At 59.7% G+C, this 17,794-nt stretch carries 16 protein-coding genes; 10 read left to right on the top strand and 6 right to left on the bottom strand.

Annotated elements, in window-relative coordinates; all coding sequences use genetic code 11:
- Positions 1-85 precede the first annotated feature (85 nt).
- The 3 genes from ACPWMG_RS26060 to ACPWMG_RS26050 all read left to right on the top strand — a co-directional run bounded on the left by ACPWMG_RS26060 (position 86) and on the right by ACPWMG_RS26050 (position 3,630).
- On the top strand, positions 86-1,111 hold the full coding sequence (locus ACPWMG_RS26060; RefSeq protein WP_483302372.1) for a helix-turn-helix transcriptional regulator: 1,026 nt from the start codon (positions 86-88) through the stop codon (positions 1,109-1,111).
- 193 nt (positions 1,112-1,304) lie between these two features.
- Positions 1,305-3,218 (top strand): MFS transporter, encoded by a 1,914-nt coding sequence (locus tag ACPWMG_RS26055; RefSeq protein ID WP_483302371.1) that lies wholly within the window; start codon positions 1,305-1,307, stop codon positions 3,216-3,218.
- A 10-nt stretch (positions 3,219-3,228) separates the two neighbouring features.
- On the top strand, positions 3,229-3,630 hold the full coding sequence (locus ACPWMG_RS26050) for a DUF488 domain-containing protein (RefSeq protein WP_483302370.1): 402 nt from the start codon (positions 3,229-3,231) through the stop codon (positions 3,628-3,630).
- A 12-nt stretch (positions 3,631-3,642) separates the two neighbouring features.
- Here the strand turns inward: ACPWMG_RS26050 and ACPWMG_RS26045 are convergent, their stop codons facing one another.
- Together ACPWMG_RS26045 and ACPWMG_RS26040 are read right to left on the bottom strand one after the other, a co-directional pair.
- Positions 3,643-4,845: a multidrug effflux MFS transporter gene (locus ACPWMG_RS26045; RefSeq protein WP_483302369.1), complete on the bottom strand. Its 1,203-nt coding sequence runs from the start codon at positions 4,843-4,845 to the stop codon at positions 3,643-3,645.
- 38 nt (positions 4,846-4,883) lie between these two features.
- Positions 4,884-5,105, bottom strand: coding sequence for a SlyX family protein (locus tag ACPWMG_RS26040; RefSeq protein ID WP_483302368.1), 222 nt, complete (start codon positions 5,103-5,105; stop codon positions 4,884-4,886).
- 202 nt (positions 5,106-5,307) lie between these two features.
- Here ACPWMG_RS26040 and ACPWMG_RS26035 point away from each other — a divergent pair, with 202 nt between their 5' ends.
- Genes ACPWMG_RS26035 through ACPWMG_RS26020 form a run of 4 tightly spaced genes read left to right on the top strand, consistent with a single transcriptional unit; the run spans position 5,308 to position 8,234 of the window.
- Positions 5,308-5,781, top strand: a complete 474-nt coding sequence (locus ACPWMG_RS26035; protein ID WP_483302367.1) for a YiaA/YiaB family inner membrane protein — start codon at positions 5,308-5,310, stop codon at positions 5,779-5,781.
- Positions 5,782-5,825: 44 nt separating this feature from the next.
- Entirely contained in the window at positions 5,826-6,284 is a 459-nt protein-coding gene (locus ACPWMG_RS26030; RefSeq protein ID WP_483302366.1) for a hypothetical protein, read from the top strand.
- A 2-nt stretch (positions 6,285-6,286) separates the two neighbouring features.
- Positions 6,287-7,096: a DUF2145 domain-containing protein gene (locus ACPWMG_RS26025; protein WP_483302365.1), complete on the top strand. Its 810-nt coding sequence runs from the start codon at positions 6,287-6,289 to the stop codon at positions 7,094-7,096.
- Positions 7,097-7,121: 25 nt separating this feature from the next.
- Positions 7,122-8,234, top strand: coding sequence for a serine endopeptidase (locus ACPWMG_RS26020; RefSeq protein ID WP_483302364.1), 1,113 nt, complete (start codon positions 7,122-7,124; stop codon positions 8,232-8,234).
- Positions 8,235-8,241: 7 nt separating this feature from the next.
- Here the strand turns inward: ACPWMG_RS26020 and ACPWMG_RS26015 are convergent, their stop codons facing one another.
- The 3 genes from ACPWMG_RS26015 to queA form a co-directional block, all read right to left on the bottom strand.
- Positions 8,242-9,672 (bottom strand): GGDEF domain-containing protein, encoded by a 1,431-nt coding sequence (locus tag ACPWMG_RS26015; RefSeq protein ID WP_483302363.1) that lies wholly within the window; start codon positions 9,670-9,672, stop codon positions 8,242-8,244.
- A gap of 129 nt (positions 9,673-9,801) precedes the next feature.
- Positions 9,802-10,992 carry a tRNA guanosine(34) transglycosylase Tgt gene (gene tgt, locus ACPWMG_RS26010; protein ID WP_483302362.1) on the bottom strand — a complete coding sequence of 397 codons (1,191 nt, stop codon included), beginning with the start codon at positions 10,990-10,992 and terminating at the stop codon, positions 9,802-9,804.
- 130 nt (positions 10,993-11,122) lie between these two features.
- Positions 11,123-12,187, bottom strand: coding sequence for a tRNA preQ1(34) S-adenosylmethionine ribosyltransferase-isomerase QueA (gene queA / locus ACPWMG_RS26005; RefSeq protein WP_483302361.1), 1,065 nt, complete (start codon positions 12,185-12,187; stop codon positions 11,123-11,125).
- A 360-nt stretch (positions 12,188-12,547) separates the two neighbouring features.
- Between queA and ACPWMG_RS26000 the strand changes: the two genes are divergently transcribed.
- Positions 12,548-13,207 (top strand): PEP-CTERM sorting domain-containing protein, encoded by a 660-nt coding sequence (locus tag ACPWMG_RS26000; RefSeq protein ID WP_483302360.1) that lies wholly within the window; start codon positions 12,548-12,550, stop codon positions 13,205-13,207.
- Between the two features lie 364 nt (positions 13,208-13,571).
- Complete coding sequence (locus ACPWMG_RS25995; RefSeq protein WP_483302359.1) at positions 13,572-14,228, top strand: PEP-CTERM sorting domain-containing protein; 657 nt, start codon at positions 13,572-13,574, stop codon at positions 14,226-14,228.
- Positions 14,229-14,298: 70 nt separating this feature from the next.
- Here the strand turns inward: ACPWMG_RS25995 and ACPWMG_RS25990 are convergent, their stop codons facing one another.
- On the bottom strand, positions 14,299-15,534 hold the full coding sequence (locus tag ACPWMG_RS25990) for an HD-GYP domain-containing protein (protein ID WP_483302358.1): 1,236 nt from the start codon (positions 15,532-15,534) through the stop codon (positions 14,299-14,301).
- A gap of 70 nt (positions 15,535-15,604) precedes the next feature.
- Between ACPWMG_RS25990 and recG the strand changes: the two genes are divergently transcribed.
- A complete protein-coding gene (recG, locus tag ACPWMG_RS25985; protein WP_483302357.1) occupies positions 15,605-17,788 on the top strand; it encodes an ATP-dependent DNA helicase RecG in 2,184 nt (727 codons plus the stop codon).
- Positions 17,789-17,794: the final 6 nt, after the last annotated feature.

Below are 17,794 nucleotides of genomic sequence, written 5' to 3'. Positions count from 1 at the left end.
GTACAGAATGCGCATGTCTGGAAAGTATCAAGACTGATACAAACTGTCACAATAGTGCAATTGCACTATGGAATCACGAGACAAGATGTTCGATGCCCGGGACCTCCCGGCAGACTTCAATACCTTGCTATTGCGGCTCTACCGGCTTTCACAAGAACTGCCCATCCAGCACTTTCAAGATGCCGCTTTGGCGCAAATCAAGCAGGTGCTGCCGTTTGATTCTTCGATGTGGGGTACCGCCACCACCACGCCGCAGGGCATTGACATCCATACCGTTCATCTGCACGAAAAATCGCCCGAAATGCTGGTGGCCTACGAGCCGGTGAAGCATCTCGATGTGGCGCCAGGCCTGGTGTTTGGCAAGACGAATGCGGTGGTGGCGCTGAATGCCGAAGCTGAGTATGGCCGTCGTAAAAAACGCAAAAATGACAGCGAGCCGCATCAGACGGATGCGCGTGACATGCGTGAGTTCTTGCGTCGCTTTGAGCACGAAAACATGCTCATCGCAGCCGACAGCAACCCGCGCACGCATTTCGTTCACTGGGTGAGCCTGTACCGTGCTGACAAAGACGCCTACGCAACCCCGGAAGAAGCGCGCTTGCTGAGCATGTTGGCCCCGCACGTGATGCAGGCGCTGGCACTGAACCGTGTGATGCATCTGGACAACTTGGAAACCGCCGACAAAGCCATGTCGCCATACGGCTCTGCCATCGCCGATGTGCGCGGTGTGCTGTACCACGCTGATCCTCAATTCAAAAGTCTGGCCGAGGCCGAGTGGCAGGATTGGCGCGGCCCCAATTTGCCTGATGATTTGCTGGCCGCCATGGCGTCGGGTCAAGAGCGTTTTCTGGGGCGCACGGTTGTTGTGCGGCACTGGGTTGAGCAAGGCCTGTTGTTCCTCAAAGCGCGGGCACGCTGCCTCGCCGACCAACTGACGACACGCGAGCAGACCATTGCCAGCCTGATCGCCAAGGGGTTGAGCCACAAGGAGATCGCACAAACGCTGGGTCGTTCACCCGCCACCGTGCGCAACCAGATCCAGGGGATCTACGACAAGCTGCAGGTGAGCAACATTGCGGCATTGATTGAGGCATTGCGGCGGGCTGAGTAACGGCGCGATCGGGTATCGCCAGGCGACACTTTGGGTGCTGCTTTCGGCCCAGAGCCAATTCTTTGGCGGCATGTGAGGAGAGGCGGTTAACCTCGCGCCGCCACGGCCCGATCAGAACATGGAGTGACACACATTTCATAGCTGCTTAGGCTAGAGTCGCAGGCGCTACGGGCCCATTTCACCTAAAAATTAAATGCACAACGATTCAATCCAACCAGTAGACGCTGCAGCCAACGAACACCCGAGCCAGTTCGCCTTGCTGAAGCAACGCCGCTTCGCGCCCTTCTTCTGGACGCAGTTTGCTGGCGCGGCCAACGACAACTTGTTCAAGTTTGCGTTCACGGTGATGGTGACCTACCACCTCAGCGTGGCGTGGCTGCCGCCAGCGCAAGCCGGGCTGGTGATTGGGGCCTTGTTCATCCTGCCGTTTTTGTTGTTCTCGGCCACGTCGGGCCAACTGTCCGACAAGTGGGAAAAGACCCGCATGATCCACCTGGTGAAAAACCTGGAGGTGGCCATCATGGCGCTGGCCGCTTGGGGCTTCATGGCGGCCAACGTGCCGATCTTGCTGCTGTGTACCTTTTTGATGGGCGTGCATTCCACGCTGTTTGGTCCGGTGAAGTTCGCGTACCTGCCGCAGGTGTTGTCAGACCGCGAACTTACAGGCGGCAACGGCATGGTGGAGATGGGTACCTTCGTGGCGATCTTGCTGGGCAACGTGGTCGGTGGCATCTTGGTGGCCGAGCCCGGTGTGGGGCCGCAGCACGTCGCCATCGCCTGTGTACTGCTGGCGCTGGTGGGGCGCGGTGTGGCGCAATTCATTCCGCGCTTGCCCGCCACCGATCCTGGCCTGCGCATCAACTGGAATCCGTTCACCGAGACCTGGCGCAACCTGAGGCTGGCGCACGGCAACCCGGTGGTGTTCCGCTCGCTGCTGGGCATCAGCTGGATGTGGTTTTTTGGCGCGGTGTTTTTGAGCCAGTTTCCCAGCTTTGCCAAAGAGGTGTTGCATGGCGATGAACATGTGGCTTCGCTGTTGCTGGTGGTGTTTTCCATCGGCATTGGCATTGGTTCGCTGTTGTGTGAAGTGCTGAGCCGCCGCCACGTGGAAATCGGCCTGGTGCCGATGGGGGCCATTGGCATGAGCGTGTTCGCCATCGACCTCTACTTTGCATCCAACGGCCTGCCGCCGGCCGATGCCCTGAGCGTCAGTGCTTTCATGGCCCAACCCGCGCACTGGCGCGTGATGGCCGACCTGTTGCTGCTGAGCCTGTTTGCCGGTTTGTATAGCGTGCCCATGTACGCGCTGATCCAACTGCGCAGCCAACCCACACACCGTGCGCGCATCATCGCGGCCAACAACATCTTGAACGCGCTGTTCATGATTGCCAGCTCGCTTATCGCCGGCGCCATGTTGGGCGCGGGGGCCAGCATTCCGCAGATCTTCTTGGCGGTGGGCATTGCCAACGCTGTGGTGGCTGGCTACATCTTCCTGTTGGTGCCCGAGTACCTGCTGCGCTTTGTGGCCTGGCTGTTGTCGCACGTGGTGTACCGCTTCAAGGTGCGCGGTGACGAGCACATTCCCACACACGGCGCAGCCATCCTGGCGTGCAATCACGTGAGCTTTGTCGACGCGGTGTTGCTGATGGCCGCGAGCCCTCGGCCTATCGTGTTCCTGATGGATCACCGCATCTTCAAGGTGCCGGTGCTCGGCTGGTTGTTCCGCCTGGCCAAGGCCATTCCGATTGCGCCGCGCGCCGAAGACCCCGTGGCCTACGAAGCCGCGTTTGCCAAGGCACGTGAGGTGCTGGCCGATGACGGGTTGCTCGGCATCTTCCCCGAAGGCGGCATTACCAAAGACGGCACGCTGCAAGAGTTCAAGGGCGGCATCATGAAGATTCTGGAAGGTGCACCCGTGCCTGTGATTCCCATGGCGCTGACGAACTTGTGGGGCTCGTACTTCAGCCGAATTGAAAAAGAAGGCGCCATGGTGCGGCCTTTCCGTCGAGGTCTGTTCAACCGCGTGGGCTTGAATGTGGGGGCCGCATTGCCCGCCAGCGAAGTTCAACCCGAGACGCTGCGTGCCAAAGTGGCTGCACTGGGTTAAGGAGGCTTCTGTGCCACTCTCCATCGTCCAACTCGGCAGCCCACGAGCGCCTAACGAAGGCCTGCGCGTGGGCACCGTGCGCCGCCCGCCACGTGGTGTGCCCAAAGCGGAATTCGCCAGCCGCAACTACTACGATGTGTGGCTGCCGTTGCTCTCGCCTAGTGTCGACTTGATGAAAGAAGCCCAAGCTGCGCAGGCGTTGCAGGGGGCGGCCGCCGACAAGGCGTGGACCGCGTTCACACGCAAGTTTCGCGCGGAGCTGGAAGGTGGCGAGGCGGCGCGGGTGTTGGATTTGCTGGCGGCCATGTCGCAGCAAGCGAATCTGGCTGTGGGCTGTTATTGCGACGACGAGGCGCGCTGCCACCGCTCCGTGCTGCGCGCGCTGCTGCTGGAGCGCGGCGCAGCGGTTTAAGCAGAGCCCGTTTTAGGCGTGCGGTGGCCGCGTACCGTTCTGGCTGCCCAGCGTCAGCATGGTCAGCAGATAGGTGACGATGGCCGCACCGGCAATGCCGGCCACCATGGGCAGCGCCGTGCCGTCCAAGAACTGCCCCACCACGGCCATGACGATGGCGCCGGTGACAAATTGCGTGGTGCCCATCAGGGCGGATGCGGTACCGGCGATGGCACCGTGAGCATCCAGCGCCAACACGGCAGACGTTGGGACCACCAGACCCAGAAAACCGTACCCAATGAACAGCAAGGCCAGCAGCAGCCACAGCTGCGTGAAGCCAGCCAGTTGTACTACCAGCAGCAGCGTCATGATGGAGACAAAACCCAGCACGGCGGTCTTCACCACGCGCACCAGGCCAATGCTTTTACCAAGCTTGGCGGTGAATTGCGAGGCTCCGATGAACGATGCCGCGTTGGCTGCAAACGCAATGCTGTACTGACGTGGCGTGAGGCCGTAGTGGTCGATCAACACAAACGACGAATTGGCCAGGTAGGCAAAAAATGCCGACACGCCAAACGCGCCCATGAACACCAGGCCCATGTAGTAGCGGTCTTTCAGGAGTGTGCGGTAGGCGTTGATGGCGCTGCCAAAGCTGCTGTCCACGCGTTGTGATGCGGGGCGCGTTTCAGACAAGCTGGTGGCCATCAGCAGCACGCCCAAACCAGCGGCCACGGTCACAGCCCAGAACACGCTACGCCAGCCCCAGGCTTCAATCAAAATGCTGCCGGTGAGGGGTGCCAGGATGGGCGACACGCTGAACACCAGCATCAGCAGCGACATCAGCCGTGCGGCGTCATTGCCGGTGTGCAGGTCGCGCACGATGGCGCGTGGAATCACCATGCCAGCGCAAGCGCCCAGGCCTTGGATGAAGCGCAGGATCACCAGCGTGTGGATGTCGGGCGCCAAGGCGCAGCCCACGCTGCCCACGGCAAACAAGGCCAGGCCGAAGTACAGCGGTACCTTGCGGCCCATCATGTCCGAGACAGGACCGTAAATGATTTGCCCAATGCCCAGCGAGATGAAGAAGGCCATCAGGCTTGCCTGCACCGCGCTCATGGAGGCGTTCAGGCTTTGGCCGATGGACGGTAGCGCGGGCAGGTACATGTCGATCGCAAACGGACCGATGGCTTGCAACAAGCCGAGGATGAGCGCCGTGCGCAAGAAATTTTGAGCCATGGATTTGTTGTTGTGGGTTGTGGCGTCGGAGCCGTATTTCAGTAGTGCGGCGGCAGTTCGTCGCGTAGGTTGCGTGGCTGGGCGCCCATGTCGGCAGCGGGTTGTTGCTGGCGCAGCAGCACTACTTCGCGTACCAGCGCATCGATTTGCTCTTGCTGGCGAATGATCACTTGGTCGAGCTTGTCGAGCAGGTCTTCGGTGAAGCTGACTTTGATTTCGAGGTCGGTCAGGCGGTTGTCGATGGCGTCAGGGTTTTCCATGGGCGCTATTGGACACGAAGCCTTGCACATGTGTGTGACGTACGGGATTAGCGGGCCCGTTCAGCAAATCTTCATGCTTGGGGTGGGTATCGAAAAATAATACTTTGGATACGTTTATTGCGTACTGGTGCTGAATGAAGATGGTTTTTGCGGTTGGCTCGACAGAATCGCGTCCATGTTCAACGACGTGAAGAGAAACACCATGCAAAGCAACCCCATCACCTCCGCCACTTTTTCTAGTCTTTCCACCCGTGTGCAACGTGACTCCAAAGCTTGGACGCTGCAGGTGTGGACGTCGTTTGCTCTGGCGGTGTTTCTCTGTGCCGTGGGCTTGGCTTATTTGCCAGGCCAAGACTTGGACCGGGCCTTCATGGTGATGGGTTACTTCTTCTGCCTGTCTGCCGCGTTTGTGCTGGCCAAGTTTGTGCGCGACAACGAACGTGCAAACGCCGAAAACCGTGGGGCTGACACCCCGATGTTCAAGATGGTGGTGTGGGGTGGCTTCTTTCTGGCCATGGGCCTGACGGGATGGGGCTTGACGCGCATGGAAGTGAATGTGACCTACAAGGCGTTTTTGGGCGTGAGTTGGCTCTACCTCATCACTTGTACCTTCACCTTGGCCAAAACCCTGCGCGACAAACACGAGGCCGATTTACAAGATACCGGCGCCAACTAATTTCAAACGACACTGCAACCCAACTGAATCGAGAGGATGACATCATGAAAAACAAATTTGCTTCATTGTTGATAGCTGCCTGTGCTTTTGCAACCTGTGCCGGAGCCACTTTGAGTGCGCATGCGCAGTCCGAGGCTTCGGCTTTGAGCGCTGTATCGGCCTTGCCCATCGCATCGGTGGTGGTGGGCACCAGCGCCGTCGCTGGTGCGGTGATCGCGGTGCCTGTGGTGTTGTCCACGGCTGGCGCTGTGCTGGTGGTGAAGACGGTTGAGTCCACCGCCCGTGGCACGGTCTACGTGCTGGAGCGTGCGTTAGATGGCGCCAAGGCCAGTGTGGAAGTGGTGGGCAAAGGTGTTGCTGGTACTTCGCTGGTGGCCGGTACCGTGGTCACCGTCAGCGTGATTGGCGCAGGCACAGTGTTGTCTGCAGCGGGCGAGGCGATTGCGTTTATTCCCAACGCGATGGGCCGCGCCTTGTTGCACAACGAACGTGTGACGGGTTGAGCATGCGCCGCACCCTTTCAACCGTTTTATTGTGTGCCGGTGTTTTGCTGGCGCCATCTGCTTTCGCCGGGCGTTCGTGCGACGCAGAACAACCGCCCAAGGCCAGCACCATCGAACGTGGCTTGACTTTGGCCGAGCGCACGCTGACGGCGCTGGAGGCCAGTGGCGAACGTGTCGTCATCTTGGCGCGGGCCGGGCAAGACCTGAGCAAATATGGTCTGCGTTATTCACACCTGGGCTTTGCTTACCAACAGCCTGATGGACAAGGCGGCCACGTGTGGCGCGTCATGCACAAGCTCAACCAGTGCGGCACCGCCGATGCATTCGTGTACCGCCAAGGATTGGGGGAGTTCTTTATTGATGATTTGTGGCGCTATGAAGCCACCTGGGTCGCGCCCACCCCTGAGGTGCAGGAGCGCCTGCTGGCCTTGCTGCAAGACCCGAAGAACCAGGCGCGCGCCACACAACTGAACACCAAGGCCTACAACATGGTGGCTTACCCTTGGGCCACCAAGTATCAGCAGTCCAACCAGTGGGTGCTGGAAACCTTGGCGTTGGCTATGGAGCCTAGCGTAAACAGCCGCGACAAGGCGCAAGCCTGGCTGAAGTTCAAAGGCTACGAGCCCAGTGTGTTGACCATTCGGCCGCTGACGCGTTTGGGTGGCCGTGCCACCAAGGCCAATGTGGCCTTTGATGACCATCCCAATGAAAAGCGTTTCAGTGACCACATTGAAACGGTCACGGTGGACTCGGTGTTCGATTGGTTGCAACGCGCGCAACTCGGCAAGGCGCCGACCAAGTTAGCCTTATAAAAAACCATTCTGATCTGGAGCCTGTATGAGCAAAGCCTTGCGTTTGTCTGAGAAGTGGTTTCGCCGCGGCCTGTGGCTGGTGGCGTTTGTGTTCGCCAGCTTTTTGATTGGCCTGGGTGGCGCGGTGGTGGGCGATCTGCCGCAAGTCGAGCACACCTATAGCTTGGAGGACTTCATCGACAAACCTGCAGCGGCACAAGCGCGGGCAGCCGTCAAGGTTGGAGAGCAAGCCAACGAGGCAGCCGATACGGCGTTGGAACAAGCCAACCTGAAGCTGCAAACTGCACAAGCCAATGCCGCCGCCGCGCGCGAGACTTTCGACAATTGGCTGGCCACCCGCCATGCCACGGGGCGTGCCGACCAAGACACTGAGCTGCTGGCGCGTACCAAGGCGCTGGATGCACTGAAGGCTGCCGAGCGCAATGTGGAAACGCAGATCGAGCAACTCGAGCAGCGGGCGTTGGATGCGCGCCAGTCGGTACAAGCCGCACGCAAGCAACTCAACACGCTGGAGGAGCACGCGCAAGTCGGCTGGACAGCCGAGCAACGCGTCCAAGAGCTGCGCGTGTTTGGGTACCGTCTGGCACTGACCTTGCCGCTGCTGCTGGTCGCGGCCTGGCTGTTTGTCAAAAAGCGCAAGAGCACCTATTGGCCGTTCGTCTGGGGCTTTATCTACTTTGCGCTGTTCGCGTTCTTTGTTGAGCTGGTGCCCTACCTGCCGAGTTATGGCGGCTACGTGCGCTACGTGGTGGGCATTGTGTTGACGGTGCTGGTGGGGCGCTACGCCATCATCGGGTTGAACCGCTACCTGGAGCGGCAGAAGCAGGTGGAGGCGTTGCCCAGTGCCGTGCGCCGCGAAGAGTTGCCTTACGACGTGGCCCTGACCCGGCTGTCGAAAAACGTGTGCCCGGGCTGTGAGCGCGCGGTGGACTTGAAGAACACCGAGATCGACTTTTGCCCGCACTGCGGCATTGGCCTGTTTGACCATTGCAAGGCCTGCCAGATGCGCAAGAGCGCGTTTTCGAAGTTCTGCCATGGCTGTGGCACGGCGGCGCAAGCAGAGGATGTGCGCCCGACAGAGGACGTGCGCTCAAGCGGTTTGCCGGCAGACGGGGCGCCATTCCCAACCGCCACATAACAACGGCTCAGCTGGTCACCACGCGGTCGCGTCCGCTGAGTTTGGCGCGGTAGAGCGCGTTGTCGGCATGGCGCAAGAGCTCGTCTAGCGTATCGGGCCGGTCAAGTTTTTGGACGTGCCGCAGCCCGATGCTGACCGTCACACGCAGTGGTGTGTTCTGCGCCGATACAAATCCGCTTTGGCGCACCACTTCGCAGAGCCGCTGCGCCACGGCGTGCGCCTCTTCCTGCGATATGTGAGGCAGGACGATGGCGAACTCTTCTCCGCCTATGCGCCCAAACAGGTCTTGTGGACGCAGTACCGCGCCGATGGTTCGGGCAAATTCGATTAATAGCACATCACCGGTGGCATGGCCGTATTGGTCGTTGACCGATTTGAAGTGGTCGATATCTAGCATCAGCACGGCGGCAGATTGGCCCTGCGTTGCCAGGCGTTGCAGCAGTTGCTCACCTTGCTGCATCAGCGCGGCGCGCGCTAAGACGTCGGTTAAGAAATCGTAGTTCACTGCACGGTGCAGACGTTTGAGTACTTCGGCCCCGGCTGCGCGCGAGCACACTACCGCCAGTGGTCCCAACGCCAAGAGCGTAATGCCCACGCGTAACGAAAATACTTCATGCACTTTCTCGGGCACAAAGAAGTACATGCCGGAAGAAATGCCCAAGGTGTGCAAAACACATACGGCAAGCGTGAGCAGTGTGGTGGGGAAGGGGCGGTAGGTCAGGGCGCACCAAAGCAGCGCGGGGACAGGGAAGGTCATGGCGCCTGGCCCGCCCACCCAGAAGCTGGCGAGTTCTGCCGCAAAGACGGACAACATGGGCAGCAAGAACCACCACGGGCGAGAGGAGTCCAATCGGGGCTTGCGCAGATTGCGCGACTGCGTGGGGGCCGTGAGGATCACGGGCAGCAGCAGCATGAAGTTCATCAGCTCGCCAGCAAACCACAGCACGGTGGTGGTCACATAAGGGGCATGGAACAACACCGGCCCTGCAGGCCCGCCGACTAGCGCACCGACCAAAGCTGCGGCGGCGCTGGCCAAGAAGATGTAAAGCGCAGAGCGATGACGACGAAACTGCAGCGCGCGCTTGTCTAGACGGTGCAGGACCAGCCAGCCAGCGGCGACGCCTAGCAAGTTCGCACCGTTGAGCCACACCGCACTGAACACCGGGCTACCGGTGGCGAGATCTGCCGCCACGTAGCCCAGGCCGGCCGCCAGCCAACCCGCGCGATGGGTGTAGGGCGGATGGCGCAGCATCAGCCCCAGCAGCAAGGGGTTGGCGGGCCAGAAGGCCGAGAAGAAACCTTCCGGCCGGGTGACGATGCCAACCAGACTAGCTGTGAAAACGATAGCCCAAAGACTGAGCAGCGTTCGCCAAGTGGCGGCTGCAGCGGGAGCATCCGGCTCAAAGGGCGCGGCTTGGCGAAGGGACGTCATGCGCATGCGACGGGACTCATGGGGAGCCTGCGTGAATCGGAGCGGATCAGCGAAATCTATTTATTGCCCGTGCAATTTATTCGATTACGTGATTTTGTAGACAAACAAATTTGCTAAATTGTGTTCTAGAAAAAGCTAAACACCTAGTTTTCTATCCGCCGCAAATTGCTGCCGGAACGCCGAGAACCGACCCGCATCCAGCGCCGCGCGCACCTCGCGCATCAGGTTCAAGTAGTAGTGCAAGTTGTGGATGGTGGTGAGCATGGGGCCCAGCATTTCGCCGCAACGGTCGAGGTGGTGCAGGTAGGCGCGGCTAAAACCATCGCGTCCGCCCAGGTTCCATGGCGCGCCAGAGGTGCCAGCGCAGGCGTGGCAGGTGCAGCTAGGGTCGAGCGGTTGCGGGTCGATTTTGTGGCGCGCATTGCGGATCTTCAAGTCGCCATAACGCGTGAACAGCGTGCCGTTGCGCGCATTGCGCGTGGGCATCACACAGTCGAACATGTCGACACCATCGGCCACGCCTTGCACCAAGTCTTCAGGCGTGCCCACACCCATCAGATAGCGCGGCTTGTGCGCCGGCAGACGGTGCGGTGTGTGCGCCATGATCTGCAGCATTTGCTCTTTGGGCTCGCCCACGCTCACGCCGCCAACGGCGTAGCCAGGGAAGTCAAATTCCAGCAGTCGATCCAGCGACTCTTGGCGCAGGTTCTCGAACATGCCGCCCTGCACAATGCCAAACAGCGCGTTGGGGTTTTCCAGGCGCTGAAATTCGTCTTGGCTGCGTTTGGCCCAGCGCAGGCTCATCTCCATCGATTTGCGTGCTTCGGCTTCGGTGGTGATGTGGCCCTTGGTCTCGTAAGGTGTGCACTCGTCGAGCTGCATCACGATGTCGGAGTTCAGGCCGGTCTGGATCTGCATGCTGACCTCGGGCGACATGAACAGCTTGTCGCCGTTGACGGGGCTTGCAAAGGTCACGCCCTCTTCGGTGATCTTGCGCATCTCGCCCAAGCTCCAGACCTGGAAGCCGCCGCTGTCGGTCAAGATGGGCTTGCTCCATTTCTCAAACGCGTGCAGGCCGCCGAAGCTTTTCATGATGTCTTGCCCCGGGCGCATCCACAAATGGAAGGTGTTGCCCAGAATGATCTGCGCCCCCATCTCTTCCAGGCTGCGCGGCATCACACCCTTGACGGTGCCATAGGTGCCCACGGGCATGAAGATCGGCGTTTCCACCACGCCATGGTTGAGGGTCAGGCGGCCACGGCGGGCGTGGCTGCCTGGGGTGTTGCCTTGGGGCGCGTCGGTGGTTAGCAGTTCAAATTTCAGCATCTGGGGTTCCGGGTAGTGGCCGGGGGCACGGTGGTGTTCGGCTATATGGCCGACGTGGCATGGGTCATGCCTGCAACGTAGCAAGGGGTGGCAGGCGGGGGAGATTGGCCCCGCTGCCCAGTGGCGTCAATTATCCCGCAGCAGGCGCTGGCGCGGTGCGTTCCAGCAGCATGGCGTCGCCGTAGCTGAAGAAGCGGTATTGCTGGGCAATGGCGTGGCGGTAGAGCGCCATGATGTGCTCGTAACCGGCAAAGGCGCTTACCAGCATCATCAATGTGCTTTTGGGCAGGTGGAAGTTGGTGATGAGCACATCCACCCAATGGAACTGAAAGCCTGGCTGGATGAAGATGCGTGTGTCGCCGCTAGCCTGACCAGATTGCGCCCACGACTCCAGCGTGCGAACCGTGGTGGTGCCGACTGCCACAATGCGTCCGCCGCGCGATCGGGTCTCTGCAATGGCTTGTTGCGTGGCGGCTGGTACTTCATACCACTCGCTGTGCATTTGGTGCTCGGCCAGATTCTCGGTTTTGACCGGTTGGAACGTGCCAGCACCCACGTGCAGCGTAACGTTGGCGCGCTTGATGCCACGCGCATACAAATCGTCCAGTACCGCTTCGTCAAAGTGCAATGCGGCAGTGGGTGCGGCCACGGCGCCGGGCGTGCGGGCAAACACGGTTTGGTAGCGCTCAACGTCTTCTGCTGAATCGGTGTGGGTGATGTAGGGAGGCAGGGGCACATGGCCATAGCGGTCAAGCAAGGTGTAAGGATCGTCACCTGCATCATTGGCCAGCACGAAGCGAAATAACGTGCCATTGGCGTCTGGCCAACGCCCGAGCAGCGTGGCACAAAAGCCACCTTCGCCAGCCATCAACAATGTGGTGCCGGGCTCCGGCTTTTTGCTCACGCGCATGTGGGCGACCACTTGGTTGCCCGACAACACCCGCTCCACCAGCAATTCGACTTTGCCGCCGCTGGGTTTTTCGCCGAATAGGCGGGCCTTGATCACCTTGGTGTCGTTGAACACCAGCAAATCGCCCGCGCGCAACAACGAGGGCAGTTCGCGAAACACGCGGTCTATTGGAGTGGCCTCTCTGCCATCGAGCAAGCGCGAGGCGCTGCGTTCCGAGGCGGGGTGCTGGGCCACCAGTTCTGGAGGCAAATGAAAGTCGAAATCGCTGAGGGTGTAAGTGGTCATGCGCTTGAGGGCCGGACGGGCCCGTACCAAGGAATCAAAAAAGAGCGGATCAGCAGATGGACTGATGCCGTACGGGCTCAGATGGCAGGTGTGCGGGTTCTTAAACCAATAAACGTCATGTTGCATCCGAGACGACGAGTGCTCGTCGTGGAGGTAACGAATTGTGCCGCGAAAAACTGTCGACGGCTTTAACTGTTGTAAAAAATCTCACAGAATCCATACGAAATAAGCCATTGATTTTATTGTTTCTAATGTGTGTATGCGAATATGGCGCGCGAGTTGCATATCAATTGTTGATGGAACAATTTGCGTATGCATATGTTTCCATTGCATGTTGATGTTTAACACAGGGACTATGAAATGAAGAAGAAGTATCTGGCCGCTATGGCCGTGGCAGCAGCGTCGCTATTCAGTGCGAATGCACACGCTGGTTATTACGTGATTGACAGCTTCGATCAAGGAGATCAGTTGGTGTCGATTGACATTAACCATGTGGGGGAGACGAGCGTCAACCCTTGGCGATCGCTGGCCATGTCTTGGTCTCTTGCCACACCACCCAAAGCCAGAGGAAATGCTGAAATTGCAGATGGTCAACTGGACATCGACAACAGCGGCGATGACATCGGTATCGTGACTTTGGGTTGGAATATCCCCGCCTCGGCATTTAGCGGCAAGGTAACGGGCTTGCAATTTTTGTTCACCATCTTGCAGTCCGATGGCAACCCAACCATCGCCAAGATTTATCAAGATGGCCTCTTGATCTCGACGGACTCGATCCCCCCCAATTCGAAAGATAGTGACTACGGCATCAAGCTCGATAGCGCTAGCTGGGATGGCACTACGGCTCACCGTCTTGAGCTGGTGCTGACCGGCGCGCCAGGTTGGGATCTGTCTCTTGACCAGTTGGGTTTGCTGTATGACGAACCTAACCCGAACACCGTGCCTGAACCAAGTTCGTTGGCGTTACTGAGCCTGGGGTTGCTCGGTGCGGGCGCAGCGCGCCGTCGGATGGGCAAATAAGTCTTATCCGATCCTCCTCAGATTGCGAGCCGCCTTCGGGTGGCTTTTTCTTTTGGGGGGTCGTTTGCCGACTCGCTGTCATTCCATTTGATGCGTTTATTTGCCTAATTTTTAGAGGCAAATAACGAAAATTGTAGCGAGTTACTGAATGTTAATCAAAAAAACTGTCGAGCGACTTTACGGCTTGGAAAACCCCCCCTTTGATCATTTTTTGCAAGTGATTGATTTTATTGATTTTGAATTCACGTATACACAATTGGCATGCGTGTTGCATTGATGTTTTTGGCTTGATAAAAGTGCACGCAGATGTTCCAGGCCGCAAATCAATATTAATGACAGGAGTTTTGGAATGAAAAAATCTAATTTGGCCGCTTTGGCCGTCGCTGCAACCGCACTGTTCAGCGCTAGCGCACACGCCGGTTTTGTGACTATTGATGACTTTGACAACGGCGATCAAGAAATCCAGTTGAACGCAAAGAAAACCTCGGGTACCGAAACCAATGCATACCGGACCTTGTCTTCCGAGCTGGTGGCTTTTGTTCCACCTGTTGGCAGCAAGGCTATCGTGAGCGACGGCTATCTGGACATCTCGAACGATGGCGGTGAAGTTTCCAAGGTCTCCACGCGCTGGAATATTGCTTCTGGCACTGTGGCCAACGGCGCTTCCGATCTGCAGTTTCTGTTCAAAATTGTGGATTCCGATGCCAACGCAACTTCCGTTCAGTTCCTCTTGGACGGCCAATTGATCTCGACGGATGCCATTCCAGGCAACACGCATGACAAGACGTACGGTATCAACATCAGCAACTTGCTATGGGACGATAGTTCCGATCACACCCTGGAGTTGGTGATGACTGGCGCGCCTGGCTGGGATATGACCATCGATGCGCTGGGCCTCGGCTTTACCGACCCAAAAACCCCCACCAACAACGTTCCTGAACCAGGTTCTTTGGCTTTGCTGAGCTTGGGCTTGTTGGGTGCTGGCGCCGCTCGCCGCCGCGCTACCCGCAACAGCAAGTAAGCTGACGGATACGCTAAGGGTTTTGTAAGGCCACCTTCGGGTGGCCTTTTTTATTGACGATCGGGCTGGTTCAAGCCAGATGCGGCTGGCCGGACCACAACGCGTTCAGCCCGGAAAAATGCCACTGTGCCGGGTCTTCCCGGCCTTCGATTCTTTCGCTTGTCCCGCTGATCGATAGATCAACCAGTTCAGGGTTGATACGGCGACTCAGTTTGGTGTCAAAGAACACCTTCACACGCGGCATCAGCAGCGAGCCGGGGCCTTGCTCGGTCACCACGCCAATACGTTCGGAACTCAGCCGCACCAACGAGCCCACGGGGTAGATGCCCAGGCTTTTGACAAATGCCTGAAAGACTTGGATGTCGAAGTGGCCCTCGGCCCACCCCGCCATTTTGTGGATCGACTCTGCCGGGTCCCAGCCCTTTTTGTAGGGGCGGTCGGATGTGATGGCGTCGTACACATCGCACACGGCGCCCATCTTCGCCACCAAGCTGATGTCTGCGGCGCTGAGCCCTTTCGGGTAGCCCGAGCCGTCGGTTTTTTCGTGGTGGTGCAGGCAGACGTCCAGCGCCTCGGCACTCACGCCTGGGCTGATGCGCAGCACCTCATAGCCAGCGGCTGGGTGGCCACGTACTACGTCAAACTCTTTTTCCGTGAGGCGGCCCGGTTTGTTCAGCACGCTGAGCGGGATCATGGCTTTGCCCACGTCGTGCAGCAGGCCCGCCTCGCCCACTGCATTGATCATCTTTTCGTCCAACCCCAGTCTGCGACCCAGCGCCACCATCAGTGCACACACGGCCACCGAGTGCATATAGGTGTAGTCGTCAGCGGTTTTGATGCGCGCCAGGCTGATCAATGCCTCGGCGTTGCGTGCCACGGAGTCGGTGATCTCTTGCACCACTTTTTGGGCCATGGCCGAGTCAATGGCATGGCCCAAGCGGGCCTCCTGAAACATCGCCGTGACGGCCTCGCGCGAGCGAGCGCAAATCAGCGTGGCGCGTTCAAGCTCTTCGCTGATCGATACGCGCGTGGCCGTGGGCGCAGCGGTTTTGGCAATTTCGATGACCCGCTCTACCTCTGCAGCGGAATCAGATTCGCTTTTGGAATCTGCATCGGACGCGACGTCCAAACCTTTGCCGACGTCAATCCACACCTCCTGAACATTGCTGTTCAAGATGCGCCGCAGGTCTTTTTCGTCTTTCAGCAAAAAATGCGTGCGCCAGAATGGGTGTTCCATCCACGAACCGCAAAATTCACTGATGTACATGCCAACGGCCAACTGCTGAGTGCGGATGCGTTTGAGCATAGGCGTGTTGGATTAAAGGATCGTTGTTTGAAACAGTGTATGAGTTTCGGCGCCGAGGCAGAATCCCCCAATGCCTGAAACCTCCCCGGCCCCTAAATCCGGTCGCGCCGCCGCCCCTGCAACGACTCTTGCTACCGCTGCGGCCAAGCCAGCTGCCAAAAGTGCCGCCACCAGCCCCGCGCAGAAAGCCCTGCTGAAAATGGGCCTGCGCCGCGACATCGATCTGGCTCTGCACCTGCCCCTGCGTTATGAAGATGAAACCCGTATCGTGCGCCTGCGCGACGTACGCGAAGGCGAACACGCACAGATCGAGGCCGAGGTCACCAGCAGTGAGATCGTGCTACGCCCACGCCGCCAGTTGGTGGTGACGGTGGATGACGGTTCAGACACCTGTTCGCTGCGCTTCTTCACCTTCTACCCCGCGCATCAGAAAACCCTGACCCTGGGCGCCCGCGTGCGGGTGCGCGGTGAAGTGCGGGGCGGTTTTCTAGGGCGGCAAATGCTGCACCCCCAGGTGCGCGCTGCGGGCAGCCCCTTGCCCGAAGCGCTAACTCCGGTGTACCCCACTGTGGCGGCGTTGCCACAGGCCTACATCCGTAAGGCCGTGGCTTCGGGGCTGAACCGTGCCGACCTGCGTGAGACCCTGCCTGATGACGCGGCCAATTACGCGGTGCAGCTCTCGGCTGGGAACAGGCCGCAAGCTTCATGGGACTTGCGCAAATCGCTCTCTTTTTTGCACCACCCCAGCCCGGACGTGTCGCTGGCGGCCTTAGAGGATCGTAGCCACCCGGCCTGGCAGCGGCTCAAGGCCGAAGAACTGCTGGCGCAGCAGCTCTCGCAATTACAAGCCAAACGTGAACGTGACCGCCTGCGGGCGTCACCGCTGGCCCCCAAGAAAAAACGCGGCAGCCCATCGCTGCACGGCCAGTTGCTGGCCGCGCTGCCTTTCAAGCTGACGGGCGCTCAGCAAAAAGTGGTGCGCGAGATCGCTGCCGACCTGGCGCGCCAAGTGCCCATGAACCGCCTGCTGCAAGGTGATGTGGGCGCCGGCAAAACCGTGGTGGCTGCATTGGCTGCCGCCATTTGCATCGACGCGGGCTGGCAATGCGCGCTGATGGCCCCCACTGAAATTTTGGCCGACCAGCATTTCCGCAAGCTGGTGGGCTGGCTGGAACCCTTGCTCACGCCGCGCGGCCTGAGCGTGGCCTGGCTCACCGGCGGGCAGAAGAAAAAAGAACGCGAGACCATGCTGGCGCGCATTGCCGACGGCCAGGCCGCGCTGGTGGTGGGCACACACGCGGTGATCTCCGAGCGCGTGGTGTTCCAGCGCCTGGCGCTGGCGCTCATCGACGAACAACACCGCTTTGGTGTCGCCCAACGCCTGGCTCTGCGCGACAAGATGGCCGCCACCAGCAACCTCGAGCCACATTTGCTGATGATGACCGCCACGCCCATTCCACGCACCCTGGCCATGAGCTACTACGCCGATCTGGACGTGTCGAGCATCGACGAGTTGCCGCCCGGCCGCACGCCCATCGTCACAAAGGTGGTGCACGACAGCCGGCGCGACGAGCTGGTTCAGCGTATCAAAAGCCAGCTCGGCCAGGGCCGCCAGGTCTACTGGGTCTGCCCGCTGATCGAAGAAAGCGAAACCCTCGACCTGCGCAACGCCACCGAAACCCACGCCACCTTGTGCGCCGAGTTGCCCGGCGTGCTGGTGGGCCTGCTGCATTCGCGCATGCCGGCCGCCGAGAAAAAAGCCGTGATGGCTGCCTTCACCGAAGGCCTGATGGGTGTGCTGGTCAGCACCACGGTGATCGAAGTGGGGGTGGACGTGCCGAATGCCTCGCTGATGGTGATTGAGCACGCCGAGCGTTTTGGCCTGAGCCAGTTGCACCAGTTGCGCGGCCGTGTGGGCCGCGGCGCAGCAGCCTCGGCCTGTGTGCTGCTGTACTCCACCGGCGACGCGCCGCGCCTGGGCGAGACCGCACGCGCGCGCCTCAAAGCCATGGCCGAGACGAACGACGGCTTCGAGATCGCCCGCCGTGACCTGGAGATCCGTGGCCCTGGCGAATTTTTGGGCGCCCGCCAATCTGGCGCGCCGCTGCTGCGTTTTGCCGATCTGGAAACCGATGGCGAGCTGCTGGCCTGGGCACGCGAACTGGCCCCGCACATGCTCGACCAGCATCCGCGCCTGGCCGAGCAACACGTCACCCGCTGGCTGGGCGAGAAGCTCGATTACCTGCTGGCCTAAGGTCTA

It is taken from the genome of Hydrophilobacter chitinilyticus, assembly GCF_049860745.1.
Lineage (GTDB): Bacteria > Pseudomonadota > Gammaproteobacteria > Burkholderiales > Burkholderiaceae_C > Rhodoferax_B.
This window is presented reverse-complemented; position numbering and strand designations above follow the sequence as displayed.